At 71.7% G+C, this 25,747-nt stretch carries 24 protein-coding genes; 11 read left to right on the top strand and 13 right to left on the bottom strand.

Annotated elements, in window-relative coordinates; translation table 11 throughout:
* Window positions 1-23: 23 nt before the first annotated feature.
* Complete coding sequence (locus AC0B9F_RS11730; RefSeq protein WP_472001318.1) at window positions 24-335, top strand: DUF6980 family protein; 312 nt, start codon at window positions 24-26, stop codon at window positions 333-335.
* Window positions 336-503: 168 nt separating this feature from the next.
* On the opposite strand, the gene AC0B9F_RS11725 is transcribed toward AC0B9F_RS11730, so the two are convergent.
* The gene (locus AC0B9F_RS11725; protein WP_472001316.1) at window positions 504-1,145 is read right to left on the bottom strand and encodes a TetR/AcrR family transcriptional regulator; all 642 of its coding nucleotides are present in this window, start codon (window positions 1,143-1,145) and stop codon (window positions 504-506) included.
* A 99-nt stretch (window positions 1,146-1,244) separates the two neighbouring features.
* A complete protein-coding gene (locus tag AC0B9F_RS11720) occupies window positions 1,245-1,919 on the bottom strand; it encodes an SGNH/GDSL hydrolase family protein (RefSeq protein ID WP_472001313.1) in 675 nt (224 codons plus the stop codon).
* Window positions 1,920-2,482: 563 nt separating this feature from the next.
* Here AC0B9F_RS11720 and AC0B9F_RS11715 point away from each other — a divergent pair.
* A complete protein-coding gene (locus tag AC0B9F_RS11715; RefSeq protein WP_472001311.1) occupies window positions 2,483-2,830 on the top strand; it encodes a helix-turn-helix domain-containing protein in 348 nt (115 codons plus the stop codon).
* A gap of 71 nt (window positions 2,831-2,901) precedes the next feature.
* Window positions 2,902-3,093 carry an antitoxin gene (locus tag AC0B9F_RS11710; protein ID WP_472001309.1) on the top strand — a complete coding sequence of 64 codons (192 nt, stop codon included), beginning with the start codon at window positions 2,902-2,904 and terminating at the stop codon, window positions 3,091-3,093.
* A 111-nt stretch (window positions 3,094-3,204) separates the two neighbouring features.
* On the opposite strand, the gene AC0B9F_RS11705 is transcribed toward AC0B9F_RS11710, so the two are convergent.
* On the bottom strand, window positions 3,205-3,852 hold the full coding sequence (locus AC0B9F_RS11705) for a TetR/AcrR family transcriptional regulator (protein ID WP_472001307.1): 648 nt from the start codon (window positions 3,850-3,852) through the stop codon (window positions 3,205-3,207).
* A gap of 309 nt (window positions 3,853-4,161) precedes the next feature.
* Here AC0B9F_RS11705 and AC0B9F_RS11700 point away from each other — a divergent pair, with 309 nt between their 5' ends.
* Window positions 4,162-4,830: a response regulator transcription factor gene (locus AC0B9F_RS11700; protein ID WP_472001305.1), complete on the top strand. Its 669-nt coding sequence runs from the start codon at window positions 4,162-4,164 to the stop codon at window positions 4,828-4,830.
* The gene (locus AC0B9F_RS11695; RefSeq protein ID WP_472001303.1) at window positions 4,827-6,212 is read left to right on the top strand and encodes a sensor histidine kinase; all 1,386 of its coding nucleotides are present in this window, start codon (window positions 4,827-4,829) and stop codon (window positions 6,210-6,212) included. The genes AC0B9F_RS11700 and AC0B9F_RS11695 overlap by 4 nt, the downstream gene beginning before the upstream one ends.
* A gap of 79 nt (window positions 6,213-6,291) precedes the next feature.
* Here the strand turns inward: AC0B9F_RS11695 and AC0B9F_RS11690 are convergent, their stop codons facing one another.
* Entirely contained in the window at window positions 6,292-7,131 is an 840-nt protein-coding gene (locus AC0B9F_RS11690; RefSeq protein ID WP_472001301.1) for a COG4705 family protein, read from the bottom strand.
* Between the two features lie 168 nt (window positions 7,132-7,299).
* Here AC0B9F_RS11690 and AC0B9F_RS11685 point away from each other — a divergent pair, with 168 nt between their 5' ends.
* The gene (locus AC0B9F_RS11685) at window positions 7,300-8,370 is read left to right on the top strand and encodes a bile acid:sodium symporter family protein (RefSeq protein WP_472001299.1); all 1,071 of its coding nucleotides are present in this window, start codon (window positions 7,300-7,302) and stop codon (window positions 8,368-8,370) included.
* A gap of 32 nt (window positions 8,371-8,402) precedes the next feature.
* Here AC0B9F_RS11685 and AC0B9F_RS11680 read toward each other — a convergent pair whose 3' ends face one another.
* From AC0B9F_RS11680 to AC0B9F_RS11655, 6 genes are all read right to left on the bottom strand, one after another.
* Entirely contained in the window at window positions 8,403-9,077 is a 675-nt protein-coding gene (locus tag AC0B9F_RS11680) for a response regulator (RefSeq protein WP_472001297.1), read from the bottom strand.
* Entirely contained in the window at window positions 9,074-10,372 is a 1,299-nt protein-coding gene (locus AC0B9F_RS11675) for a sensor histidine kinase (RefSeq protein ID WP_472001295.1), read from the bottom strand. Before AC0B9F_RS11675 ends, AC0B9F_RS11680 begins: the two co-directional genes overlap by 4 nt.
* A gap of 35 nt (window positions 10,373-10,407) precedes the next feature.
* Window positions 10,408-11,259, bottom strand: coding sequence for an ABC transporter permease (locus tag AC0B9F_RS11670; RefSeq protein WP_472001293.1), 852 nt, complete (start codon window positions 11,257-11,259; stop codon window positions 10,408-10,410).
* Complete coding sequence (locus tag AC0B9F_RS11665) at window positions 11,256-12,194, bottom strand: ATP-binding cassette domain-containing protein (RefSeq protein ID WP_472001291.1); 939 nt, start codon at window positions 12,192-12,194, stop codon at window positions 11,256-11,258. Before AC0B9F_RS11665 ends, AC0B9F_RS11670 begins: the two co-directional genes overlap by 4 nt.
* Window positions 12,195-12,451: 257 nt before the next feature.
* Window positions 12,452-13,828, bottom strand: coding sequence for a pyridoxal phosphate-dependent decarboxylase family protein (locus AC0B9F_RS11660; protein WP_472001290.1), 1,377 nt, complete (start codon window positions 13,826-13,828; stop codon window positions 12,452-12,454).
* Between the two features lie 199 nt (window positions 13,829-14,027).
* Window positions 14,028-14,909, bottom strand: a complete 882-nt coding sequence (locus tag AC0B9F_RS11655; protein WP_472001288.1) for a FadR/GntR family transcriptional regulator — start codon at window positions 14,907-14,909, stop codon at window positions 14,028-14,030.
* 156 nt (window positions 14,910-15,065) lie between these two features.
* Between AC0B9F_RS11655 and AC0B9F_RS11650 the strand changes: the two genes are divergently transcribed.
* Window positions 15,066-16,541, top strand: a complete 1,476-nt coding sequence (locus tag AC0B9F_RS11650; protein ID WP_472001286.1) for an MFS transporter — start codon at window positions 15,066-15,068, stop codon at window positions 16,539-16,541.
* A 135-nt stretch (window positions 16,542-16,676) separates the two neighbouring features.
* A complete protein-coding gene (locus tag AC0B9F_RS11645) occupies window positions 16,677-18,317 on the top strand; it encodes an amidohydrolase (protein WP_472001284.1) in 1,641 nt (546 codons plus the stop codon).
* A gap of 270 nt (window positions 18,318-18,587) precedes the next feature.
* On the opposite strand, the gene AC0B9F_RS11640 is transcribed toward AC0B9F_RS11645, so the two are convergent.
* Window positions 18,588-19,586: a hypothetical protein gene (locus tag AC0B9F_RS11640; RefSeq protein ID WP_472001283.1), complete on the bottom strand. Its 999-nt coding sequence runs from the start codon at window positions 19,584-19,586 to the stop codon at window positions 18,588-18,590.
* Window positions 19,587-20,106: 520 nt separating this feature from the next.
* On the opposite strand from AC0B9F_RS11640, the gene AC0B9F_RS11635 reads away from it, so the two are divergent.
* The 3 genes from AC0B9F_RS11635 (at window position 20,107) to AC0B9F_RS11625 (ending at window position 23,076) form a co-directional block, all read left to right on the top strand.
* Window positions 20,107-20,880, top strand: coding sequence for a polysaccharide deacetylase family protein (locus tag AC0B9F_RS11635; protein WP_472001281.1), 774 nt, complete (start codon window positions 20,107-20,109; stop codon window positions 20,878-20,880).
* Between the two features lie 187 nt (window positions 20,881-21,067).
* A complete protein-coding gene (locus tag AC0B9F_RS11630; RefSeq protein WP_472001279.1) occupies window positions 21,068-21,808 on the top strand; it encodes a class I SAM-dependent methyltransferase in 741 nt (246 codons plus the stop codon).
* 296 nt (window positions 21,809-22,104) lie between these two features.
* Window positions 22,105-23,076 carry a DMT family transporter gene (locus AC0B9F_RS11625; protein ID WP_472001277.1) on the top strand — a complete coding sequence of 324 codons (972 nt, stop codon included), beginning with the start codon at window positions 22,105-22,107 and terminating at the stop codon, window positions 23,074-23,076.
* A 90-nt stretch (window positions 23,077-23,166) separates the two neighbouring features.
* Here AC0B9F_RS11625 and AC0B9F_RS11620 read toward each other — a convergent pair whose 3' ends face one another.
* Together AC0B9F_RS11620 and AC0B9F_RS11615 are read right to left on the bottom strand one after the other, a co-directional pair.
* Window positions 23,167-23,637, bottom strand: coding sequence for a flavodoxin family protein (locus AC0B9F_RS11620; protein ID WP_472001275.1), 471 nt, complete (start codon window positions 23,635-23,637; stop codon window positions 23,167-23,169).
* Between the two features lie 179 nt (window positions 23,638-23,816).
* Window positions 23,817-25,526 (bottom strand): FG-GAP-like repeat-containing protein, encoded by a 1,710-nt coding sequence (locus AC0B9F_RS11615; RefSeq protein ID WP_472001273.1) that lies wholly within the window; start codon window positions 25,524-25,526, stop codon window positions 23,817-23,819.
* Window positions 25,527-25,747 lie beyond the last annotated feature (221 nt).

Here is a 25,747-nt window from a genome sequence, read left to right as displayed (position 1 = left end):
GCGGTCAACGAGAAGCCGAGGACATGACCCGCCACTGCTGCGAGACGATGGACAGCCGCGTGAGCGCGCGGTGCGAGCAGCACAGCGACCCGTTCGCCTGCCCGGACGCGCTGATCGACTTCAGCGCCAAGTTCCAGGAGTACGGACTGATCGTCCATGACGGCGGCACGTCGAGCATTGCCATCGACTTCTGCCCCTGGTGCGGGCGACGCCTCCCCGAGTCGCAGCGGGACCGGTGGTTCGACGAGCTGGAGCGCCGCGGGATCGATCCGGGGGAGGGCGAGGTCCCTGCCGAGTTCCAGGACGACCGCTGGCTCGCCTCCGTCTCCGACTGATTCCCCGCTGGAAGGCGCCCGGTGCCGCCGCCCGTCGACAGGTGACGGCATCACCTGGTGCGGTCGGCCGGCGGCACCGGCGCGGCAGGCGCCGCCGGCGAAGGGGTGAGGGTGACGCGCAGCAGACCGGCGTCTGCGGGGAGCAAGTCCCGGGAGGCGCCGGTCTCTTCAGCCGGCTTGCAGAAGACTGTCCACGGTACGGCGCACCTTGGCGATGACGTCCTCGTCTCCCAGACGCAGAGCCGTGTTCGCCGAGCAGAGCACCGCATCGATCTGGAAGACCGCGAGGTCGATGTCGAGATCGGCGATCTCGTGCGCGTCGACGGCGATCCGCAGTTCCTGCGCGAGGGTGTCGAGCCATTCCCGTTGATTGCTCAAGAGGGCGTCGCGGACCGCGCCCGGCTTGCTGTCGAAACGGGCGATGTTGGCGACGCGGAAGCAGCCGCCTTCGAACAGCGGCGCGGTGGCGTACTCGATCCAGTGCTCGACCAGAGCGCGCAGCCGCCGGGCTCCGGGGGCCGCTTTCATCGCGGGACGGACGACCGCGTCGATGAACATGTCGCGCGCGTACTCGATGGTCGCGAGCTGGAGCACTTCCTTGGACCGGAAAAGGGTCTGGATACCTGCCTTGCTCATGCCCGTGTCGGTCGCCAGACGTCCGAAGCTGACGTCGTCCAGCCCGTCGAGGGAGGCGATGTCGACGGCGCGCCGCAGTGCGGTCTCCCGCGTTCGCGCGCCCTTGAGCAGGCGCTTGTCAGTGATCGACACGGCGTCTGCCCGCCTGGCGAACGGCCGCACCCCAGTGTCCATACGGCCGATCGTACTCCTTCGGTGCGGCGACGCCGGCCGTGGTCCTTCTCCTGCCGCAACGGTTCTCCTGCCGCACCGGTTCTTTCGCCGCACCGGCGTTCAGGGCGTGGCGCGGGCCAGGCCGGCGGCCAGCGCCCTGACCATCTCGCTCGCCATGACGGCCTGGCCGGAGGTCGAGAAGTGGATGCGGTCCGCGCTGAGCAGGTCCTCCCGGGAGTTGACGGGGTGATCCCACATGTCGACGACGACGGCGCCGTACTCGCCGGCCAGGGTGCGTGTGAGGTCGTTGAGGGTGAGCACGCGCTCCGTCCAGTCGGGGAAGACCGGCACCACGTAGGAACGCCCCAGGGTGAACACGGTGAGCTGCGCGCCCGTCTCGGCCGCCAGGTCGTACATCCTGCGCATGTCCCGCTCGATCTGCCCGAAATCCGGTGAGCGGCGCAAGAGGTCGTTGGCCCCGCACGGGATGTGCAGCAGGTCCGGGGCGAAGTCCCGCATCTCCTTCATCTGAAAGTCGAGGGTGCCGGCCGTCGTGGCGCCGATCACTGCCGTGTTGAGGTAGGCCAGGTCAGGCCTTACCTGCCGCAGGATGTGCGCGAACCGGTCCGACCAGCCCAGCTTTCCATAGCCGTCGCTGGGGTCTCCCGTCCCCGCGGAGAGGCTGTCCCCGATCACGGCATAGCGCCGCCAGGGCGCATCGAACAGCATCGCCGCAGCGTCGAGGGTGGAGAGGCAGAAGGGGTCGGTGTCCTCGGTGAGGGGTATCGACGTCATGATTAAAGAGTGCGGTCGACCGTATGTATTGTCAACCTCGAACGCCCCGACGGCGGGAGGGGGGTGGATTGGCGCTGATGCCGAGCTGACTCTTCCGGACACGTGTGCGACAGAAGGCCGCGGGTCACCCTCGAAGAAAATCTGTCGTGGCGACGGTAGACATCGGCTCATCGCCGGGGTTATTGTTCTGGTGTACTCAACGAAGTCGACGAGGACGCGGCAGACACGGAACTGCCGTCCAAGCAGGTCAAGCAGGAAACGGCCCAGCTGGGCCGCGAGCATTACCCGCAGTATCTGCAGTACGACCGAGTAACCGAAGGTGAGGAGCAGAACGCCATCAGGATCGCCCGGGTGAGGAAACATCCGCCCGGGTACCGCAGGCCCCGGATTGGAAGGTGGTCCCCGGTCACGCATCCGCGATCCCCGCAGCCCCGCCCTCTCAGGCGGAACCTGCGGACACACAAGGCCGGCGAAGTTTGCCGGTAGATGGTGTTGAAAGCTCGGGGCCCGGGTGCCGGTAAGGCGCCCGGGCCCCCCGACGCGTCCCTTGAAAGAAGAGGTCTATGCCCCCTCGCAGTACCCCTGCCGTCAGTCCTCTCGACGACGACGACTATCCCGCCTACACCATGGGCCGGGCCGCCGAGATGCTCGGCACCACCCCCGCCTTCCTGCGGGCCCTCGGCGAACACCGCCTGATCACCCCCCTGCGCTCCGAAGGCGGCCACCGCCGCTACTCCCGCTACCAGCTGCGCGTCGCCGCCCGCGCCCGCGAACTCGTCGATCAGGGCACCCCCATCGAGGCCGCCTGCCGCATCGTCATCCTCGAAGACCAGCTCGAAGAAGCCCAGCGCATCAACGAGCAACTGCGCGTCGGCCGGGGCGGCGTGCCCCAGCCGAAGACCACGATCTGATCGGAGTGAGGGGCAGGCACCGGGGTACCTGCTGCTGGGTACGACGCACGGCATCATCGCGGGAGGTATCCATGGGCAAGCTGGGAGACCTGGCGAACAAGGCCAAGCAGATGGCGAAGGGCCACCCGGACCAGGCCGACAAGGGCGTGGAGAGCGCCGAGCGGGTGATCGATGAGCGTACCGGCAACAAGTACGACACCCAGACGGACAAGGCCGCCGACGCGGTGCGCCGTTCCTACGGAAGCGACGGCAGCGAGCACTGACGCGCACGTCCGCCCCTGGTCCCCTGGCCCCCGATCTGTCATACACGGGGGCCGGGGGCCCTTTCATTCGGCCCCGCAGGACAGGGCCGCTCCAGCCGTCGCCTCACCTCATCAGGACGACGCTCTGTGGATCACGCGGTCCAGGAGCTGAGCGTCCAGCGGCGGGCGGCTGAAGGTGATGCGCGGGTTTCTGAAGCCGGCCAGGACGACATCGAGGTGCCGCTCCCACGCATCGGGCGCGAGGGTGTCGGTCGTGGTGATGACGCCTCGCAGCCCCCAGACCGCAGCGGCGATGTCGGACAGAGCGACGTCAGCGGCGACGGCACCGGCTTGTTTGCCCTGCTCCAGCAGGTCGGCGGTCAAGGCGTAGATGCGTTCACGTTGTGCGGGGGACGCCATCTCGCCGAACGCGTCCGGCAGGATGCTGTGGCTCAGCGCCAGGTGGAGGCCGACCGTGCGCAGGAAGCGCTCCAGTTGCTGGTCGACCGGCAGGCTGCGGATCTGTTCGGCGTGGGTCAGCAGCCGGTCGTAGAAGGCCTCGGCCAGCTTGCCGCGCAGGACGTCAGGTGTGGGGAAGCGCTGGTAGAGCGCGGCCGGTGTGAGCCCGGCCTCGCGGGCGATCTGGGCCATGCTCGCCAGCGGACCGAGGGTGCGCATCGCTGTTGCGATGTCCCACAGGGTCTTGTCTTCACCGGCTTGCGCGAGCCCCTCGCCCGGGGTGTCCGCCGTCATGCCGTCGCCATCCGATTGCTCACGCACACCGACTCCGCTCGCTACACGTCCCGTCTCCCAGGGACCTCGGGACCCTGGGAGAAATCATCACAGATGTGGCATAAATCGGGTTCCGCCGATTGGTGGCCATCCAGGGCGTGGTCCTGAACGGCGGTGGCGCGTCCCGGCGCGTCCGGCACCTCGCGGCATTCGACTAGAGTGCATGAGCGTCTACGTGCTTGTAGTCAACTCTAGGAGGCCCGGTGCCCACGACGTGTCCCGCATCCGCTGACTGGTCGCCTCCCGGCGAACCCACGGCGATGGCGACGGCGCGGATCACCGGCGCGTCACCCCGCCATGCGTCATAAGATCCTGGTCGTCGAGGACGATCACGTGCTGCGCGACGTGTTGCGGCGCGGCCTCGACGAGGAAGGCTTCGACCCCGTCCTCGCCCCCGACGGCGCCTCCGCCCTGCGGCTGACGTCCGGCGACATCGCGGCGGCCGTCCTCGACGTCGGGCTGCCCGACGCCGACGGTCGCGACGTCTGCCAGGCGATGCGCGCCAACGGCTTCGTTGCCCCTGTGATCTTCCTGACCGCCCGGCACGGGCTGACCGACCGGCTGTCCGGCTTCGCGGCCGGCGGCGACGACTACCTGCCCAAGCCCTTCCACCTCGCGGAACTCACCGCACGGCTCAGAGCCACCCTCAGACGAACGGCGGCCGCACCTCCAACCGCCGCAACGGCCGGTGACCTCATCCTGGACCCGGTCGGACACCGCGCCACGGTGCACGGCACCCGCCTCGCCCTCACCCCGACCGAGTTCCGCCTCCTCGCCACGCTCGTCGCCGCGGCCGGATCCCATGTGCCCCGTCGAGAGCTGGTCAGGGCGGGCTGGCCCGAAGGCGCTTACGTCAGCGACAACACCCTCGACCAGTACCTGACCCGGCTGCGCCGCAAGCTGCGCGAGGCCGGCAGCACGCTCAGGATCGGCACGGCGCGCGGAATCGGACACCACCTGTCATGATCGTCGTCCGCGTCGTACGCCGTCTGACGCCCCGAACCCTGCGCGGCCGGCTCTCCCTCGTCGCCCTGACCTCCGCCGCCCTGCTGATGACCGTTCTGACGGTGGCGTTCAACGCGGCCATGGACCGTCATCTGCGGCACCAGGCGGACGACGAACTACGCAACCGGGCCGCCGCCGTAGCCACGACCGTCGACGCCCGAGGTCCCCGGGTCCGCGTCCAGGAAAGCGTCAACGACGGTCTCCTCGACGCCAACGCCTGGATCTACGCCGGCACAAGACTGCTCGAGAAGCCTCCGTCGACGACGGCCGACAGCCCGCTCACCCAGGCCGCCGACCGACTGGCCGCACACGGCACGACGACGTGCACGACCGTCCCGGCCCAGGAGGACCAGCCGATCCGTCTGTGCGCCCGGCCGCTGCCCGGCCGCCACGCCACGGCGACCGTCGTCACCGCGCTGGACCTCGGTCCGTACCGTAGTTCGGCCGGCACCCTGCTGCTGGGATCACTCGTCCTGGACGCCGTGATGCTTGCCTGCACCTACGTCCTCACGCGCCTGGCTGTCGGCCGGGCACTGCGTCCGGTGCGCACGATGACCGACCAAGCCACCCAGTGGAGTGCCGTGGGCTCCGACCAGCGCTTCGGCACCGACACGCACCCGGCTGAGCTGGCCCGCCTGGGCGCCTCGCTGGACGGGCTCCTGGACCGCATCCGTACCGTCCTGCGCCACGAACAGCAACTGACCGGCGAGCTGTCCCACGAACTGCGTACCCCGCTCACCCGGATCGTCATGGAACTCGACTGGTGGCGTTCCCGTCCTCGTTCCGAAGCCGAGACCCTCGCCTCCCACGACGTGCTGGCCGAGGCAGCCCAGTCGATGCGCACGATCTGCGACACACTTCTCAACGACGCCCGTGAAAACGCGCTGAACCCGCCTTCCACGGCACCCGGGACCGCACACCTGGCAACCGTCCTCCACGGGATGATCCAGCATCTCGACACCGGCGGCCGGGTGAAGGTCGCGGTCGAATGCGAGGACGAAACGCTCGAGGCGGGGGTCGCCCACGCGCTCCTGGAGCGCATCGTCAGCCCCCTGCTCGCCAACGCCGTGCGCTACGCACGCTCCGGCGTGACCGTCACCGCACGCCCCACGCCCGGCGCCGTGCGGATCGAGGTGGCCGACGACGGTCCGGGCGTGCCGGAAGCGTTCGCCGGGGAGCTGTTCCAGCCCGGCCGACGCGCCGACGACAGCGACGGCCACGACGGTGCGGGCCTCGGGCTGCCGCTCGCGCGCCGCCTCGCCCGGGCCGTCGGCGGCGAGGTGCGCCACGACCCGGCGTATGCCCCGGGTGCCAGGTTCGTGGTCACCCTGCCTGGTGCCTGAGCATACGAACATGGGCGAGACGGTCCCCTGACAGATGTCCTGCGAGACGGACGCCTGTGAGACGAACGCTTCCCGCGGCTCAGACGGCCGGTTCCGTCACCTGCTTCGGCTCGGTGGCGTCCCTGCGGGTGACGGACAGGTAGACGACCAGCCCGAAGATGACCGCCAGGAACAGAGCGCTGGTCATGACCGTGCCGAGGCCGACACCGCCGTCGCCGGTGGGCTGGGAGAGGTAGTCACCGATGGAGGCGCCGAGCGGGCGGGTGAGAATGTAGGCGATCCAGAAGCTCCACACCGCGTCCAGACCCAGCGCGAAGTGCGCGATGGCCACCGCGCCGATGGCAGCGGCGAAGAGGACGGCGGAGAGCCAGTACCCGAGGTCCATCTTCTCGGACACGAGGTCACCGGCCGCGGTGCCCAGCGCGAATGTGAACAGGACGGCCAGCCAGTAGAAGGACTCACGGCTGGTGGTGTCGATGTGGTGAATGGACAGCGTCCGCTCGCGCCGGTACCAGACGACGAAGACGACGGCGAGGACGACCGCGAAGACCGTCGTACTCACCTCCAGCGGCACGCCCATGTTGTCGGTGAGGTTGTCACTGATCAGTGTGCCGACGACGCTGATCAGCGCCACGGCGAGCCAGTACACGCCCGGCCGGTAGGCCCGCGTGCGGAACTGGACCACCAGCACGACGGCCAACAGGGCACTCATCAGCAGTGACACACCGGTCAGTCCCAGACCGGCCTTCTCGTTCAGCAGATCGGCCGCGGTCTCGCCGACCGTCGTGCACAGCACCTTGATGATCCAGAAGTAGACGGTGACTTCGGGCACCTTGTTCCAGCGCGGGCGGCGACCGGCGTGACCCGCCTCGCCGTCGGCCGCGGGAACCACCGGACTCTCAGATGTTTCGTAGGTCATGCTGCCCGACCGTGCCATCCCGTACCTGAACACATCCTGACTGCCGCCGCGTTTCCCCCCACCCGTCCGCACCGCAGGCGCACCATGGCGCCATGCACCCGCACACGTGTCGTTTCCGCATAGCGGCCTTCCGTTTCGCCTCTGCCCCCGCGACGGAAGAAGACCGCCTTGCACGCTCCGGCCGCAGTCCCGGCACGGACTGACCGCGTCACCGCCTGGCTGCGCCGCCGGCTGGGCCGAGCCGCCGCCGCGTCCTACGCCGGTGCGCTGCTCCTGCCCGGCCCCGGTCTGTGGCTGCGCCACACCCACTCCGTACCGCTCGGGTCGCTGTTCCGCGTGCCCTTGTCGACCGCTCCCTGCCTGCTGTCGCTGGTGCTGCTCTCGGCTGGGCTCCAGGTCCCCGTCCGCGAACTCGGCCGCGTGCTGCGGCGGCCGGGTGCGCTGGTCGCGGGCCTCGCGCTGCATCTGGCGATCCCGCTGCTGGTCATCCCGGTCGTCGCCTTCCTGCTGCACCGGTCGCCCGACACCGACGGCGGCAGCGGCCTGGTCACCGCGATGATCCTCATCGTGGCCATGCCCGTCGCCGCGGGCGCCACCGTGTGGACCGGCAAGGGCGAGGGCGACCAGCCCACCATGGTGGGTCTCGTCCTCGCCTCCACGCTCCTGAGCCCCCTGTCCACCCCACTGGTGATCCGGCTCCTGTCACCGCTGCTCAGCGGCGGCTATGCCCACTCGCTCGCCGTGGGCGTCCATGCCGCGGGCGGCGGCTTCACGCTCGTCAGCGTGGTGCTGCCCTGCGGTGCGGGCATCCTGGCCCGGCTGGCGCTGCCCGCGTTCCTGCTCCGCCCGACGCTGGGTGTCGTCGTGCCCGCGGCGCTCGTCGGCTCCCTCGTCCTGACGTACGTCAACGCCAGCGGCGCCCTCGGCTCGTTCGTCGCCCGGCCGCGCCCACTGCTGCTGGGCGCCGCGTTGGCCGTGGCGGCCTCGGTCTGCCTGCTGTCGTTCCTGCTGGGCCGGTGCGCGGCCCGGATGCTGCGGCTCGACCCACCGGCCGCCTCCTCCCTCACCCTTGCCTGCGGGATGAACAACAGCAGCGCCGGCGCGGTGCTGATCACCGCCGTCCTCCCGGACAAGCCGCACCTGCTGCTCCCCGTCCTCGCCTACGGCCTGCTGCAGAAGACGGCCGCCAACCGGGTCGTACGTACCCGGCCTCAGCGATCGGTCCGCCCCGCTGGCTAGGGGAGCGTCTCGATCAGGCCGGGCGCGCGACGCTAGACGGCGCCTCCCTGCGGCCGGGCCAGGCCATGGTCGTACGCGAAGATCACCGCCTGGATGCGGTCGCGGGCGCCGATCTTGGACAGGACGCGGCCGACGTGGGTCTTCACCGTGGACTCGGCGAGGACGAAATGACCGGCGATCTCGCTGTTGCTCCAGCCCTTGCCGATGGCGACGAGGATCTCGCGCTCGCGGTCGGTGAGGGAGGCCAGGCGCGGGTCCTCGGCGGAGCCCTCGCCGGCGGGCGGGACGAGGCGGGCGAACTCCTGCAGGAGGCGCCGGGTGAGGGTGGGGGCGATCACGGCGTCTCCCGAGGCGACCGCGCGGATGCCCGCTAGGAGTTCCTCGGGGCGGGCGTCCTTGAGGAGGAAGCCGCTGGCCCCGGCGCGCAGCGCCGCGTACACGTACTCGTCGATGTCGAAGGTGGTCAGGACGAGGACGCGCGAGCGGTCGCCGGCGGCGACGATCCGGCGGGTGGCCTCGATGCCGTCCATGCCGGGCATGCGGACGTCCATGAGGACGACGTCGGGGCGCAGTTCGGCGGCCTTGCGCACCGCTTCCGCCCCGTGCGCGGCCTCGCCGATCACCTCCGTCTCGGGCACCGAGTCCAGGAGCATGCGGAAGCCGTACCGCTGCAGCGGCTGGTCGTCCACGACGAGCACGGTGGTCACCGGGCACCGTCCCGCGGCGTGAGGTCGAGGTCGGCCCGTACCGTCCAGCCGGCGCCCGCGGGGCTAGCGCTGACCTGCCCTCCGTAGAGCGCCGCTCGTTCTCGCATGCCCACCAGGCCGTGTCCTTCCTCGTTCGCGGTGCGGGGACGGCCGGCCGGGGCGGGCGGGCCGGAGTCCTGGACGGTGATGGTCAGCCGTGTGTCCTCCACGACGATCGCCAGGTTCGCCCGCGCGCCGGCCCCGGCGTGTTTCAGGGTGTTCGTCAGGGCCTCCTGCACGATGCGGTAGACCGTCAGCTGCACCCCGCTGTCCAGGGCGTCGATGTCCCCGGCCGTACGGTAGACGACCTCCAGGCCGGCGGCGCGCACTGCCTCGCACAGCGCGTCGATGTCGCTGAGAGCGGGCTGCGGGCTCAGCTCGGGCTCGGCCGCCGAACCGTCCGCCTCGCGCAGTACGCCGAGCACCCGGCGCAGTTCGCTCAGGGCCTGACGGCCGGTGTCCCCGATGAGGTGCAGCGCCTCCTTGCCCCGTTCCGGAGCGGCGCCGGCGGCATAGGCTCCCGCGTCGGCGAGGGTGATGATGACGGACAGGTTGTGGCCGACGATGTCGTGCATCTCCCGGGCCACTCGGGCCCGCTCGGAGGCGACGGCGAGTCTGTCGCGCTGGTCGCGTTCGATCTCCAGCCGCGTCGCGCGGTCGCGCAGCCCGGCCAGCTGGGCCCGCCGGATACGGATCATCAGGGCGAGCGCGACTGCCGCGGTGGCCGTGCTGAGCAGGAAGAACAGTGCGTCCCAGACCGACATCGCCACCGACACCCGGGCCGCGACCAGGCTCAGCGCACCCGCTGCGACGGCGCATCCCCACGGCAGCTGCCGCAGCCGCCCGTGCAGGGCGAGGCTGTACAGGGCGATGAAGAGGGCGACGTCCGCACGGAGCAGGGCGCCGAGGGACCACTGGAGGACGAACACGGCCGTGACGGCGCCGAAGGCGGCGGCGGGCGCGCGGCGTCGCCACAACAGCGGCACCACCAGTCCGGCCTGCAGGGCCAGCATGCCCGCCACGGGCAACCGGGTGAACGCCAGGCGGAAGCGGCGCGGGCCGCCGCCGTCACCGTCCCCGCCGATCACGCCGACCGCGTGCAGCAGGTCGGGCAGGCAGAACACCAGGAAGACGAGGACCACCACCGCGGTGTCCAGCACCCACGGACGGGTCCGGTCTGCATGCCGGAGCCGCTGGCCGGCCCGGCCGAGCCGGGCGACCAGCGGTCCCATCCCGCTGAGATCTTCGGTGGTCATCGAGGTCACCGGACCATGATGCGGGTCGCTGCCGCTCAGACGTCGCTGCGCAGCAGCCGGTACGCCGCTCCGGCCAGCGCGAGCGCCGTCCAGCCGAGGAAGACCAGCAGCCCGGCGCCCGGCGACAGGGTGGTCGAGTCGTGGGTCAGGGCGAAGATCGACTCGCCCGCGTTGCTGGGGAGGTAGGGGGAGATGTCGCCCTGCCAGGAGCTGGGCAGCAGCGAGACCAGCCCGGGGACGAGCATGAGGGCGGCGACCAGCACCGAGATGCCGCCGGCCACCGACCGCAGCAGGGCGCCCAGTGCGGTGCCGATCACGCCGACCAGGCCCAGGTAGAGCCCGGCGCCGAACAGGCTGCGGACGACGCCGGCGTGGCTGAGGTCCATGGCGGCGGGCGTGCCGGAGACGATCCGGCTGCCGATGAGGAAGGCGATGAACGCGCCGACGGTCGCGATCACCAGGGCGACCAGGCCGTACACCGCGGCCTTGGACCAGAGCACGGGCAGCCGGCGCGGCACCGCGGCCAGCGTCGAGCGGATCATGCCGGTGGAGTACTCGCCGGCCGTGACCAGGACGCCGAGCACACCGAGGGCGAGCTGGGCGAAGTTCGTGCCGAACAGGGACAGGCTCGCGGCCGTCGCGGTGGCGAAGTCGCGGTCCATGTGCCGGCCGGAGCCGAGGCTGGACTTGTAGTGGCTCGCGGCGATGACGCCGAAGGCCACGAGGAACAGCAGGCCCAGGCCGAGGGTGATCCAGGTGGAACGCAGGGACCAGAGCTTGGCCCACTCGGAGGACAGCACACGCCGTCCATTCACCCGGTACACGGGCCGGGCGGGAGCCGTCGGGGCGGTCTCGGGGGTTTCGGGGGTTGCCGTGAGGGTGCTCATGCCGCGCTCCCGGAGGTCTCGGTGCCGGTGGTGGTGCCGTGGTACTCGACGGCGTCACGGGTCAGTTCCATGAACGCCTCCTCCAGCGACACCGCCTTCGTGGCCAGCTCGAACAGGGGGATGGCGTGCTCGGCGGCCTTCAGCCCGATCTCGCGGGCGGACATGCCGGTCACCTGCAGTTCCTCGGAGCCGATGCGACCGGTGATCTCCACGCCCGGGCCGGCCAGCACGTCCCGCAGCCGCGCGGGGTCGTCGGTCGCCACGCGCACGGTGTCGCCGCCGGCCTCGCGGACCAGGTCCTGCACGGTCGTGTCGGCCAGCAGCCGTCCTCGACCGACGATGATCAGGTGATCGGCCACGAGTGCCACCTCGCTCATCAGATGCGAGGAGACGAAGACCGTGCGGCCCTCGGCCGCGAGGGCGGTGAGCAGGTTCCGGATCCAGAGGACGCCCTCGGGGTCCAGGCCGTTGACGGGCTCGTCCAGCATCACCGTCTGCGGGTCGCCGAGCAGGGCGGCGGCGATGCCGAGCCGCTGGCCCATGCCGAGGGAGAAGGCTCCGGCCCGCTTGTTCGCGACGCTGCCGAGACCGGCGAGTTCGACGACCTCGTCGACCCGGCGGCGCGGAATGCCGTGGGTGAGCGCGAGCGCCCGGAGGTGGTTGTGGGCCGAACGGCCCGGGTGGATCGACTTCGCCTCCAGCAGCGCCCCGACCTCCTGGAGCGGCGCCTCGTGGCGGGCGTAGCGCTGTCCGTTCACGGTGACGGAGCCGCTGGTCGGCGCGTCCAGTCCGACGATCATGCGCATCGTCGTGGACTTGCCCGCACCGTTGGGTCCCAGGAAGCCGGTGACCGTGCCCGGCTTCACGGTGAAGTCCAGACCGTCGACGGCTGTCTTCTCCCCGTACCTCTTGGTGAGCTGCTGTGCCTCGATCATTCGCGTTCTCTCTCTCGGACTGCGGCGCCCGACAACGCCCGACGCCTCTCCCTCACGCTAGGTCCAAGATCTGCCGGATCCGGTGATACCGCGGGCGGAACCATGGCGGGCGCCTGGTACCGCGGTACTACGGCACCGCCGCCCCGGCCCCTGCGGATGGCTTCGCCGTGCGTGCCGCGAAGGGGAGGCGCCGCGAGGCGGGGTGGGTCCGGGGGAGGCGCCGGTCCGGGGGGCCCGCCGGTCCGGGGGGCCAGCCCTCAGGCCTCCTCGGCGAGCGATTCGATGATCGACCGGACTGTGTCCTCGGTGATGTCCGGGTGGAGGAACGCCAGGCGGGCGACGGTCTCGCCCTCCCAGACGCTGGGAGTGACGAAGGCGAGCCCGGAGGCCAGAAGGCGCTTGGACCAGGCGTAGTAGTCCTCCGGGCGCCAGCCGGTACGGCGGATCAGCACGACCGTCAGCTCGGGCTCGCGCAGCAGTTCGAGGCCCTCGGTCGCCTCGACGAGGCGGGCGGTGTGGCGGGCGATCTCGGCGCCGCGCGCCACGGCGTCCCGGTAGGCGTCGGTGCCGTGGACGGCGAGCGAGAACCACAAGGGCAGGCCGCGCGGACGCCGGGTCAGGTGGTAGGCGTAGTCGCTGGGGTTCCAGTCCGCGTCGTGGTCCTCTCCGTCCGCGCCGTGGATCGCGTCGAGGTAGGACGCGTCCTGGGTGTGCACGGCACGGGCGAGGCGCGGTTCCCGGTACAGCAGGGCCCCGCAGTCGAACGGCGCGAACATCCACTTGTGCGGGTCGACGACGAGCGAGTCCGCGTGCTCGATGCCGCGCAGCCGGGTGCGCAGCTCCGGCACGAACAGCGCCGCGCCGCCGTAAGCCGCATCGACGTGCAGCCACAGATCGCGGGCCCGGGTCTGCTCCGCGACGCCGCAGAGGTCGTCGATGATGCCGGCGTTGGTGGTGCCGGCGGTGGCGACGACGGCGACGACCGGCGCGCCGCCGTCGGCCGACGCCGAGTCGAGTGCCGCGGCGAGGGCCGTGCCGGTGAGCCGGTGGTCCGTGGTCGGAACGACGAGCGGTTCGACGCCGATGATCCGCAGGGTGTTGCCGACGGAGGAATGGACCTGGTCGCTCACGGCGATCCTGACCGGGGCCGTCGCCGTCAGACCGAGCCGGTGCCTGCCGGTGTCCCGGGCGACGACCAGTGCGGAGAGGTTGCCGGCCGAACCGCCGCTGACGAAGCATCCCCCCGCGCCCTGCGGCATTCCGGCCAGGTCGGCGAAGAGACGCAAGACCTGGTTCTCCGCGGCGACGGCGCCCGAGGCCTCCAGCCAGGACACGCCGTGGAGCGAGGAGGCCGAGAGGACCATGTCGAACAGCGCGGCGGCCTTGGTCGGAGCCCCGGGTATGAACGCGAGGAAGGCGGGGTGGTCGCAGGACACGACCGTCGGCTCCAGTGCCTCCGTGTAGGTCCGCAGCACGTCGGCCGGGCGGCGCGGGTCCGCGCCGATCGCGTCCTTGAGCGCCAGTGCGAGCTCCTCGTGCTCGCCGAGCCGGCCCAGCGGCGGAGGGTCGAGGCGGAGCCGGTCAAGGAGATGGCCCATGACCTGCTGGGTGAGATCCTCGTCGTAAGCGTGCACGGAGGGCTCCTGTCGGAACGAGCGATTAATGGATCTGTAGTGGATCCATTTCGGACCTTAGGTGTCGGCCCGAGCGCTCGTCAACCTCAAGACGCGAGCCTGCGAGCCGCTGATCGCGCCCCGCCGACCGCGATCCGCCGGACCGGGAGCCGCATCGCCCGGCTGGAACAGCGACCCCGTGGCGGGGTCCGCCGGCCGGTCAGCCGGAGGCCGAGGCGAACTGGTCCAGCAGGACCAGGAACTGCCGGTGCGACTCCTGGAGGTGCTCGCGCATCCGGCGCTCGGCGGTGTCCCCGTCACCCGACAGGACCGCCAGGGCGATCGCCTCGTGCTCCTCGCGGAACGCGCGCCCGAAGTCCCGGCCGGTCGGATAGACCGGCGTCCAGTCGGAACCCAGCCAGAGCGCGTTGCCCGCCACGAACATCTCGGTGCGCGCCCTCGTGACCGCTTCCGCGAGCACCTCGTTGCCGCCCGCTTCGGCGATGCCGAGATGGAAGCGGGTGTCCACGCGGTGGTACTCGCCGAGGTCGGCGACCTTCGCCTCCAGCATCTCCACGAGCCCCCGTCTGCTCGCCGCTCCGCCCCGCTCGGCGGCGAGACGGGCCGCGAACGGCTCGATGGCCTGGCGGTACTCCATGTAGTCGCGCAAGGAGGCGCGGATGCCGGCGGCGATCGCCGCCCGGCTGTCGCGGCCGTCCCGGGGTGCGGCGGCGACCCGGGTGCCGCCGGAGCGCCCCAGGGTCGTGACGACGAGCCCCTCGTCGGCGAGTTCGCGTACGGCTTGGCGGACCGTGTTGCGGCCGACCCCGAAAACCGTGGCGAGGTCCCGCTCGGTCGGCAGCCGGTCGCCGGGACCGAACCCGCCGAGCGCGATCCGCTGGCGCAGCGCCTCGGCCACGACGGCGTGCGACGGCGCCTGCCGGGCGGCGGCGCCGTTCGCCGCATTGGCGCTCACCTTGCCCGCCTCGACGCCCCGCTTGCCGGGTTTCTCGTTCCCTCTGCCCGGGTCGCTGTTCGGCTTGGCCAGGTCGTCGTTCCGCTTGCCCGCGTCGTCGTTCCGCCCCGCGCCCGTCGCGCCCATGGCCTGCCCCTCGCCTCTGGATTCCGTTCGGCTCCGTCCGGCCAGTCTATTGGGAGCACGCCGAACCCTATTGACAGCCCACCGGGGTGCCCCTAGCGTCGCCCCATCGATTTTGGGTCCACACCGAGCCCAATCGATGTCCCCAAGGAGCCACGCATGAGCCAGTCCACGGGCACCGCAGCCCCCGCCGCCGGGGCGCCACACCGCTCCAGGCCCTGGAAGATAGCCACCGCCGCCATGATCGGCACGAGCGTCGAGTGGTACGACTTCGGCATCTACGCCACCGCCGCCGCACTCGTGTTCCCCGAGCTCTTCTTCCCCGAGATGAACCGGGCCCTCGGCACTGTCATGTCCTTCGCGACGCTGTTCGTCGGGGCCCTCGGCCGCCCGCTGGGAGCCATCCTCTTCGGCCACATCGGCGACCGGCACGGCCGCAAGAAGGCGCTCATCTGGTCGATGACGCTGATGGGCGCCGCCACCGTGTGCATCGGCCTGCTGCCCACGTACGGCGAGGTCGGCGTCCTCGCGCCGCTGTTCCTCGTGCTGATCCGCATGATCCAGTCACTGGCCGTGGGAGGCGAGTGGGGCGGGGCCGTCCTGTTCGCGGTCGAACACGCGCCACCGCGCCGCAAGGCGTTCTTCGGCTCCTTCCCACAGGTCGGCGACGGCGTCGGCTACTTCCTGTCGACCGGTGTCTTCGCCCTGATCGCGCTGCTCGGGCACGACGCGCTGGCGAGCTGGGCGTGGCGTGTCCCGTTCCTGCTGTCCGCGGTGCTCGTCGCCGTCGGTCTGGTCATCCGCCGCTCGATGGACGAGTCGCCCGAGTTCGAGGCCGCCCGCAGAGCCGAGGAGGCCGCGGCCCCGGCCGGCCGGGACAAGGAGACCGCACCCGTGATCGGCGTACTGCGCGACGCCTGGAAGACGTGGCTGCTCGCGACGGGCGCGTTCCTGATCACCGTCGGCGGCTACTACATCGTCGTCACGTTCATGTCGACCTACGCCGTAACTGACCTGGGCTTCACCGACGCCCAGGCCGCGGGCGCCGGAACCGCCGCCTCCGTCGTCGTCATCGTGGGCACACCGCTCAGCGCGCTGTTCGCCGACCGCTACGGTCTGCGCCGGGTCACGCTCATCGGTGTCCTGCTGCACCTGGTCGCGGCCTTCCCGATGTTCTGGCTCGCCGACACCCGCTCGGTCACCGGCCTCTGGCTCGCCATGTGCCTGCCCATGCTCGCCAGCACGATCGCGTACGCCTCCCTCGGGACCCTCGCCTCCGGATGGTTCGCGCCGCGCGTCCGCTACACGGGCCTGTCCATGAGCTTCCAGACCGCCGGCCTGCTCGGCACCCTGGCCCCCGCGGCGACGACCTGGCTGTACTCGTCCTTCGGCAAGTCCTGGGTCCCCGTCGCGATCGCCTTCGCGGCCATGGCGGCGGTGAGCGCCGTCTGTCTGATGGCGTGCCGCCCTGCGCCGGACGCCGGAGCATCCCCCGACGCGCCCGACGCCGGCCCCGACACCGGCGTGTCGCAGGCCCGGCGGCCCTCCGATACGCCCGCCATGAGCACGACGACCGAAGGCGACGCGCTCCCCGACGGCTCGGGCGGCACCGCGGACGTCACCCGGACCGGCTGACCAGCACAAGGACCGCGTGAGCTATGGCGCCACCCGGACCGGCTGACCAGCACAAGGACCCGCGTGCGCTACGGCACCACCCCGGCCGCCACCGCCCGCCGCCGACCCTCACCCCATGATCCGAAGGAGCTCCCCGTGCGCCCCGCACCCGACCTCATCCTGACCCGGGCCCGCGTCCACACCGTCGACCCGGAACGCCCCCGCGCCGAAGCCGTGGCGGTGACCGACGGCCGGATCAGCGCCGTCGGCACGCACGACGAGGTCAGCGCACTCGCCGGACCGGCGACCGACGTACGCGACCTCGGCGGACGCATGCTGCTCCCGGGCTTCGTCGACGCCCACAACCACGTCCGTCTCGGTTCCGACGCCGACAGTGTGCAACTCGCCGGGGCCCGCACCCTTCAGGAGGTGCACGCCCGCATCCGGGCCTGGGCGGCCGCGCACCCCGACGCCGAATGGATCGAGGCGGAGGCGTTCGACTACGGGGCGATCCCCGGGGGCCGTATGCCCACCGCCGCCGACCTGGACCCCGTCACCGGCGACCGGCCCGCGCTCGTGTTCACCTACGACGTCCACAGCGTCTGGCTCAACACGGCCGCCCTCCGGCGCCTCGGCATCACCCGGGACACCGACCGGCTGCCGTGGGGAGTCGTCCAGAAGGATCCGGCCACCGGCGAACCGACCGGGTTCGTCACCGGGTTCGCCGTCCTCGGCCTCGCCCGCCGGGGCCAGCGCGCGCTGGCCGAGTTCCTGCCCTGGGCGAGCGAGGAGCGCCGCTACAAGCGCCTGTGCGCCTCGCTCGACATGGCCGCCGAGAACGGCCTGACCACCGTCGTCGAACCGCAGAACTCTCCCGACGACCTCTTCCTCTTCGAACGGGCGAGAAGCGAGGGCCGGCTGCGTTCGCGGATCATCGCCGCGCTGTTCCACCCGCACGGGACGAGCGCCGAGGGCCTCGACGAGTTCGAGCGGTGCGCCAAGCGGTTCGACGACGACCGGTTCCGCGTCGGTCCGCTCAAGCTGTACATCGACGACGTCATCGAGCCGCACACGGCCGCGCTGTTCGAGCCGTACGCCAACGAGCCCGGCAACCGGGGCCGTACGTTCTACGAGCCCGCGGAGTTCGCGGACGTGCTGACCGAGCTGGACCGGCGCGGGTTCCAGACGTTCACGCACGCCACCGGCGACCGCGGCATCCGTACCGCCCTCGACGCGCACGAGGCCGCGCGCGCCGCCAACGGGCCCCGCGATGCCCGCCACCAGCTCGTGCACGTCGAATGCCTGCACCCGCAGGACGTCAGCCGGTTCGCCGAGCTCGACGTCGTGGCCTGCATGCAGCCGCGGCACTGCGCGCCGGACGTCGCCGGCCCGGGCAAGGACTGGGCCGAAGGCGTCGGCGAACATCGCTGGTCGCACGCCTGGGCGTTCCGCAGCCTGCGCGAGGCGGGCGCGAGGCTCGCCTTCTCCAGCGACTGGAACGTCGCCGAGATGAACCCGCTCGCCCACCTCTACACCGCCGTCACCCGCCGCGCCCCGGACGGCGGCGACTCGTGGGTGCCGGGCCAGACCATCGACCTGGCCGCCGCGATCGAGGCGTACACGATGGGCAGCGCTTACGCCAACTTCGTGGACGGGGACCGCGGTTCGGTGACCGTCGGAAAGTACGCGGACCTGGTGGTTATCGACCGGGACCTGCTGGCGGTCCCGGTGGAGGAGATCAAGGAGGCGTCGATCGACGAGACGATCGTCGAAGGCGTGACGGTCTTCCGCCGCTGAGCCGAGGGGGGCCCGGCGGGGAGGCGCTGCCCATGCAGCCCCTCTTCCGAGGGGAGCCGGGTTCGGAGGTGTAGACCGTCATGGTGAGCCCGGATTCGGCGGCGCCGGCACGGCCGTCCCGCTCGGGCTGGTCACCCTCGCGTGCGCCGCACTCGCCGTCATCGCCTACACCCTCGCCGTTCGCCCCCACTCCCGGGACGGCGCAGCACACTGTCGCCGCCGGTCGCCCCGTCGACCGGGTGACGACAGAGGTGACTCGGCCCGTCGCCGTCAGGTGCGGAAGCCGACGTGCACGTGGTCGTGGTGGGTGGCGTCGCTGAAGAACTGACCGGGAGCGCCGCCCGACAGCAGCACCGGGCCGCCCACGTTGTAGGCCCCGACGGCCGCAGCATCCCGCATGAACCGCTCGATCAGGCTCCGCGACGTCGCTGGGTCGACGACCGCGTGACCGTCGATCCGCCACACGTCGAACGCACGGCCGTGCGGATGGTCGCTGGGCCTGCTGGTGCCGAACACGTACAGCGGGTGTCCGGAGCGGACGACGCTCACCTCCACCCGGTACGTCCGCGCCAGCCCGAGCAATGCCTTCGCCACACTGGTGTGCACCTGACCACTGCGCAGGTCAGCCGCCGCGGCCGGCGGCAAAATGATCCGGCGGTCGGACAGCACGGCCTGGAAGTCGTGGGCGAGCGGGTGGACGGCCGGGCCGGGATGCGCCGGATGCAGAGCGTCGACCGTCCAACCGGGCCCCGACCGGAACAGGCGCACATCGACCGTCGTCCCGCCGGCGCTCACCGTGCCGCCGCGCCGGGTCCACTGCCGGCACACCACCAGCACGCTGGCCGACTGGGACAGGATGCCGCCGTACTGCGCGTCCACGACCTGCAGCGCGGCCTCATCGGCGGTCGGCAGCAGCGGCCCCGCCTGGTCGACGAGGGCCGTCGGCAACCCGAGCCGGGCCACTCTGGCCCGTGCCGCGGCCGCCCCGCGCTGCCCTTCGCCCCAGGCGCCGATCGCCTCCACCACCTGCACGGCCCGCAGCTTCGCCGCCGGCTGCACCTCGGCGGACGTGGGCCGCCAGGGCGTGGTGTGCGGCAGAGCGGGGGAGGGCGTGGGCGACCCAGTGCCGGTCGCGGGCCCCCGGGATGAGAGGTCGGCCGGAGCCGCACGGGCGGAACAGCCCGCCGCGCCGAGCATGACACCGGCGAGGGCCGCCAGCACGGTGCGGCGGCCGGGCGGGGGAGCGGCGAGCGCACGAGTGTCGGTCATACGCCCAGTGTCCGCCGTGCGGCGCGGGCCCGCCGATCGACGGCACCACGGATGGCCGACCGCATCCCCCGGGGTGGGCCGCCGCGCCCATCAGCTGCGGTCCCGGGCGGCGATCCGGCTCATCGCTCTCGCTGCTGCGGAGGCGGACGACCTCGCTGCTGCGGAGGCGGACGACAACCAGACCGACTGGTTGCAGACCGGGGTCCATGACGCCCCCGTCGAACCGGAGGACCTGCCGGGCGTCGCAGCGGCCGGCGAGCAGCTTGTACGGGACCCGGGCTCCCTTACGCGCCCAACTGCAGTCCTGCGGAACGCCGAAGTCCAGAGGCATTGTGTCAGAGCCCAGTTGGCCCCCGTACCCGTACCGGTGGCTGCCGGCGGACGAGTTGTCGGCGTCCCTTCCCGGAATTGTCCGTGATCGGTAACAGACGCATCCGCCGGTCACGGTTCCTCGTCCTGTCAGGTGGTCGCACAGCGGCCAAGGGCCGGGTGAGGAACCAAGGGTGAGCAGGGGGCGGACATGGCACGTCACGGTGGCGGGCGGGGTTGGTACGGCAGGACGGTCGGGGCGGCGCTCGGGGTGACGCTGCTGGCCGCCGGTGCCGCGGTATGGACGGCGCAGGCCGATGCCGTCGACGGCGCTCCGTCCCGGGCGGCCGCGTCGGCCAAGTCGGAGCGTGCGTCGCAGCCGGTGGCGGTGACCATCGCGCACGCCTCGGACAAGGGAGCACGCGGCGTGAACATCACCATCGACGACGGCCCCGACCCCGTGTGGACCCCTCAGGTCCTCGACCTCCTCGCCGAACACGGGGTGAAGGCCACGTTCTGCATGGTGGGGACCCAAGCGCAGGCTCACCCCGACCTGGTGAAGAAGGTGGTCGCGGCCGGGCACCGCCTGTGCGACCACTCGGTGTCGCACGACACCACCATGGACAAGAAGTCCCAGGCCTTCCAGTCGCAGGAGATCCTGGACGCCGAGCGCATGATCACCGAGGCGTCCGGCGGAGTGGAACCGATGTACTACCGCGCACCCGGCGGGGCGTTCACGCCGTACAGCCGCACACTGGCCGCCTCCCGAGGCATGCGTCCGCTGGGCTGGAACGTCGACTCCAAGGACTTCGAACGGCCGGGCACGGACGCGATTGTCACCACCGTCGAGCGGGAGCTGCCCAACGGCCCGACGATCCTTTTCCACGACGCGGGCGGCGACCGCTCCCAAACCGTCGAAGCCCTGCGCCGGATCCTGCCCTGGCTCAAGGCGCAGGGCTATTCCTTCGGTTTCCCGGTCCGCTGAGCAAGTTGAACGGCTCGTTCGACTGCGACGGCGGACTGCGTGCCGCGACCAGTCCAGCTCTCGCCACCGGCCGGCACCAGGGCTCGTCCGGCGGGTCATGGGCCGAGCCAGGGCCGGACCGAGGCCAGGGCGGGCCCGTGCCCTAATCGAGTTGACCGGCCCCGGCAGGCAGTGCTGGAGTCGGCACGTGGACAGCATCCCCGCCAACCGGCGGCTCTGGAACCAGATCAGCAGCGCCTACCAGCACAAGCACGACCCGCACATCGGCGCCACACCCCGGCTGTGGGGCATGTACTCCATCCCCGACGCGCACCTGCACGCCCTGGGCGACGTCACCGGCAAGCGCGTCCTCGAACTCGGCTGCGGCGCCGGCCAGTGGTCCAGGGCGCTCGCCGCCGAGGGCGCCACCGTGGTCGGGATCGACCTGTCCGAAGCCCAACTCGCCGCAGCGGCCCGCGCGATGGGAGCGGCCCGCTACCCGCTGGTGCAAGGCGCCGCCGAACAACTCCCCTTCGCCGCCGACAGCTTCGACCTGGTGTTCTGCGACTTCGGTGGGCTCAGCTGGGCGCCCCCGCACCTGGCCGTCCCGCAGGTTGCACGCGTCTTGCGCCGAGGCGGGCGCCTGGTGTTCAACGTCGCCAGCCCATGGTTCGAAGCTTGCTACGACGAAGCCGCCGGCCGCGTGACCACGACGCTGCAGCAGGACTACTTCGGGCTGAACACCATCGCCGAAGACGACGGCGCGACCAGCTATCAGCTCACCTACGGCGACTGGGTCAAGGTCCTGCGCGGCGCGGGTCTCATCATCGACGACCTCATCGAGCCGCGGCCCGAACGCGGAACACCCAACGGCTACAACGAGACCGACCCACCCGACTGGGCACACCGCTGGCCGGCGGAACTGCTCTGGGTAACCCACAAACCGTAAGCTCCGCCGTACCGAGACGTGAAGGCATCCCCTCGCCGGACACGACCTGGCTCCTCAAGAACCGCTCCTGGCCATCCGGGCACGCCGCAACCCGCCCAACCCCCGGTGCTCGGATGCGGGCGTCGCCCGTGGCCGCTGCGTGAGGAACTCCAACTGCTGCGCGCCCACTTGGTGGTTTCTCCCAATGGGGGCGAGCGCCAGGATCTGGCTAGCGTCGGGGTCAGGAATCGCCGGGTTCGACGCCTGGGTGCGCTGCGCCACGGGACCCTGCCCGGCCAGGCGGATTGAGAGTGAGCGTGACAAGCGCAGCGGGCAAGCTCGCGCACGCCGTGCGAGAGGGTGGGGTGACGCCCGTCCTGACGGCAGCGTTCCTGTGGGGCACGGTCGGACCGGCTCAGATCCTGGCCGACAGCAGCGCGGCGCCGGCGACGATCGGCGCGTGCCGGATGCTCCTCGGGGGCCTGGTCCTGGGTGTGATCACGGCGCGGCCGGCCGGCATCCGTACCTTGTGGCTGCCGGGCAACCGCACGTGGATGGTGATGAGCGTCCTGGTCACCGCCCTCTTCCAGGTGTGTTTCCTGGAGGCCGTGGACCGCGAAGGTGCCGCCCTGGCCACCGCCGTCACCTTCGGCACCGTCCCGGCCGTCTCGGGGCTGTGCGGGCGGGTGCTGTCGCGGGAACGGCTCGGCGGGGTGTGGGCTGCCGGCACGGTGTGCGCCGTCGCCGGCATCGCCCTGCTCCTGTTGCCGGCCGAAGGGGGGCCGGCCGACAGCACGGGCGTCCTGCTCGGGGCGGTGGCCGGAGCCAGTTTCAGCGTGTACATAGCGGCGACCAAGAAGCTCGGAGAACGGGGGGCGGACACCGCTGCCGCCGCCCCGGTGAGTGTCTTCGGTGCGGGAATCCTGGTACTGCCGTGGGTGCTGGCCCGTCCGGACGGGCTCGCCGAGCCGCGGGCGCTGGTCCTGATCGGCTGGCTGGCCCTGGCCACGACGACGCTGGGCTATCTGTTGTTCACCTGGGGCGTGACCCGGATCAGCGGCGCGACCGTCGGCACGCTCAGCCTGGCCGAACCGCTGGTCGCCACCGTGCTGGGTGTGCTGTTGCTGGGAGAACGGCCGGGTGTGCCGGCGGTGGCGGGCTCACTGCTCCTGCTCGGCGGGCTGGTCCTGGTCTCGCTGCCCGCCCGACGGCCCGCCGTCCGGCGCACTCCTGTCGGCGATGACGGTGGCCGACCAGCGGCGGTCACTGCGGGCGATCCCCGGGGGTGACCGCGGGCGCCCTTCAGCGGTGACCGCGGCAACCCCTCAGCGGTAACCGCGGCCGGGCCGCCGTCGGGCTGTCGCCGGGCGGAGCCAGTCTTACGATGCCGGCCCCCGCCCATCCCTCAGCCCCTCGGCGAACGCCCGGGCCGCGGCCAGATCCCCGGCGTTCGGCCGCTGCTTGCGGATGCCGCCGACGAGTTTGAAGGGCGTCCAGGTGTCGAGGGCCCGGCACGAGAAGCTCCCCTCCACCGCGAAGCCTTTCCGCTCGAGACGCTGGATCAGCGGGCGTGTGAACGGCGCCAGTGGAATCTCGGGGAGCCCGCTGGTGGCGAAGACGAACGCCCGGCCTCGCCCGCCGGGAAGGCCTTCGACGAAGTCGGTCAGACGGGGGTGGAGCTTGCTGTAGAAGACGCCCGAGCCGAACCCCACGAGTTCGGCGTCGGCCAGCTTCGCGGGCTCGGCCTCCTCGGGAGAGACGACTTCGGCGCCCAGCCCCTGGGCCATGACGTCGGCGATCCGGCGCGTATTGCCGTGCGACACGGAGGCGCACACGATGACGGGGTTCATCCTGACCTTCCCTTCCTCGGCTTCTGTAGATAAAGACAGGGCAGCGACGACGGATGTGACACCACGCCAGTGAGGTGAGGGCCGTACCCCGGCGACTTCTGGGTGCGGCCCTCACAGCTGATCGTGCGTGCGCACGGCACGCGCATCACGGCACGCGCATCACGGCTCTGGCTGGGCAGTCACCCCAGCGTCTTGATCCACTGCCAGCCGCCGGTGCCGATCAGGGAAGGTGCGGCCAGGCCGGTGGGGGTGCCGGGGAGGAACTCCAGGTTCTCGGCTGCGTCCGCTGTCCGGGTCGTCCACAGATCGGGCATGCCGTCCCCGTTCACGTCCCCCGCCGAGACCGCCTGGCGACGGCCGGAAACGGTCCACGGGCCGCCGTCGAGCACGCGGGGCGCGCCGAGGGCCAGGGCGCCGTTGGAGTGGTACTGCCTGATCTCCCCGGTGGAGCGGTCGCGGGCCCAGACGTCGGCTCGGCCGTCGTGGTCGGTGTCGCCGGGCAGCAGTACGTCGTAGCCGGCCCACTCGGGCCCGCCGATCTTGACGGCCGCGCGGGCCGCGAAGGTGGGCGCGCCGCCGACCGGTGCGCCTCCCCGGTGCAGCCAGAGGCCGGTGGCGCTGCGGGCGACTACATCGGGCAGCCCGTCGCCGTTGACGTCTCCGGCACTGAGGGGTGTGGCGCCGCTCCAGCCGGTGGACCGGCCGCCCATGGCGATACGGGTGCCGAGCGCGCCGCTGCCGGTGTTGGGGTACACCCACAACTCGTCGCCGATCCGGGCGAGTAGGTCCTCACGGCCGTCACCGGTCCAGTCGCCCCGGTGGCTGACCACCGCGTCGGCCCAGCCGCCGGTGCCGATCTGGCGCTGGACGCCGACGCTGCCGCCGCCGGTGCCCGAGTAGAGCCGCAGGTCACCGTCGTCCGTGACCGCCACGAAGTCGGGTCGGCCGTCGCCGGTCAGGTCCCCGCCGACACCGGAGCCCGGCCCGGGCTCGGGGTACGCGGCCGCCCGCAGCAGCAGGTGGTCGGAGAGCGGCGGCGCATCGGCCGGCTCGGGTTCGAGTGCGTCGGCACGTACGGTGTGGAAGTGGCCGGCCGACAGGAAGACATGGTCGAACTTCTTGCCGGAGGCGATGGTGGGTTCGCCCGACCGGCACTCGGTGACGCCGTCCGCCAGGCACTGTGCGGTGAAGTAGTCCCGGTCGTTCTCGTCCGCCTCGGCGAACGGGCCCGTGCCGGGCAGCCCGGCCCGTATCGGATCGAGTGCCGTGTACGCGGGGCCGGCATTGAAGTCGCCGCCGAGGATCACCGGGAGTCCGGCCGCCCAGGTGTCGATCCGGGCGAGTATCTGCGGAGTGCCGTTGTCCTCGATGTACTGGGCGAGGTGGGTGGTGCAGGCCAGGGTGGTACGGCCGTCGACCGCGCCCCGGGCGCACAGCACCGCCCGGGGTTCCTGGCCGGCCGGGACCGTCAGGTTGGCCGCGTACCGCTCGACCGTCGGTGCCTTGACGAAGATGCCCATGCCGAACCGGGTGTCGGAGGACCACTTGGCGCAGCCCGATGCGGTGGTCGTGCTCGTCCATACGGCGCTGTAACCGGGCAGGGCGTCGCGCAGCGCGGCCCACTGGCCGAAACACAGCTCCTGGAGCATGAGCGCGTCGGTGTCCCACCCGACCGTCTGGTCACGCACCTCGGCCGTCCAGGTCGCGAGGTCCAGCCCGCTCTGGCAGGTGGACGCACCGCAGACGTTGTACGTGATCGTCCGCACCGGCGGTGCGGTGGCGGGGTCCACGGTGTCGGCCTCGGCGGCGGTCGTGGACCCGGCGAGCAGCGCGAGGACGGCGGCGAGCCGCATGCCCCAGCGCAGGGCGGTTCTTCGGAGTCGTGCCATTGCGTCCCTCCAGCTCAAGAAGATCGGGACAGCGTAACGATCTTCCTGAAGAGAGAGCCCGTGCTGGTCAGCCTGGCCAGCACGGTCGCCGGGGCACGAGGGCACGAGGGCACGAGGGCTCGAGGCCGCTGCCCGTCCGTCCGTCCGAACGGTTGGCTTGCGCTGGAGTGCGCTCCAGGTCGTAGCGTCGCAGACACCACAGCGCGCGAGGCCCATGCCGC

Source organism: Streptomyces sp. NPDC097129, from assembly GCF_055668065.1.
Note: the sequence above shows the minus strand (reverse complement) of the source record. Positions and strands in the feature narration are given on the sequence as shown.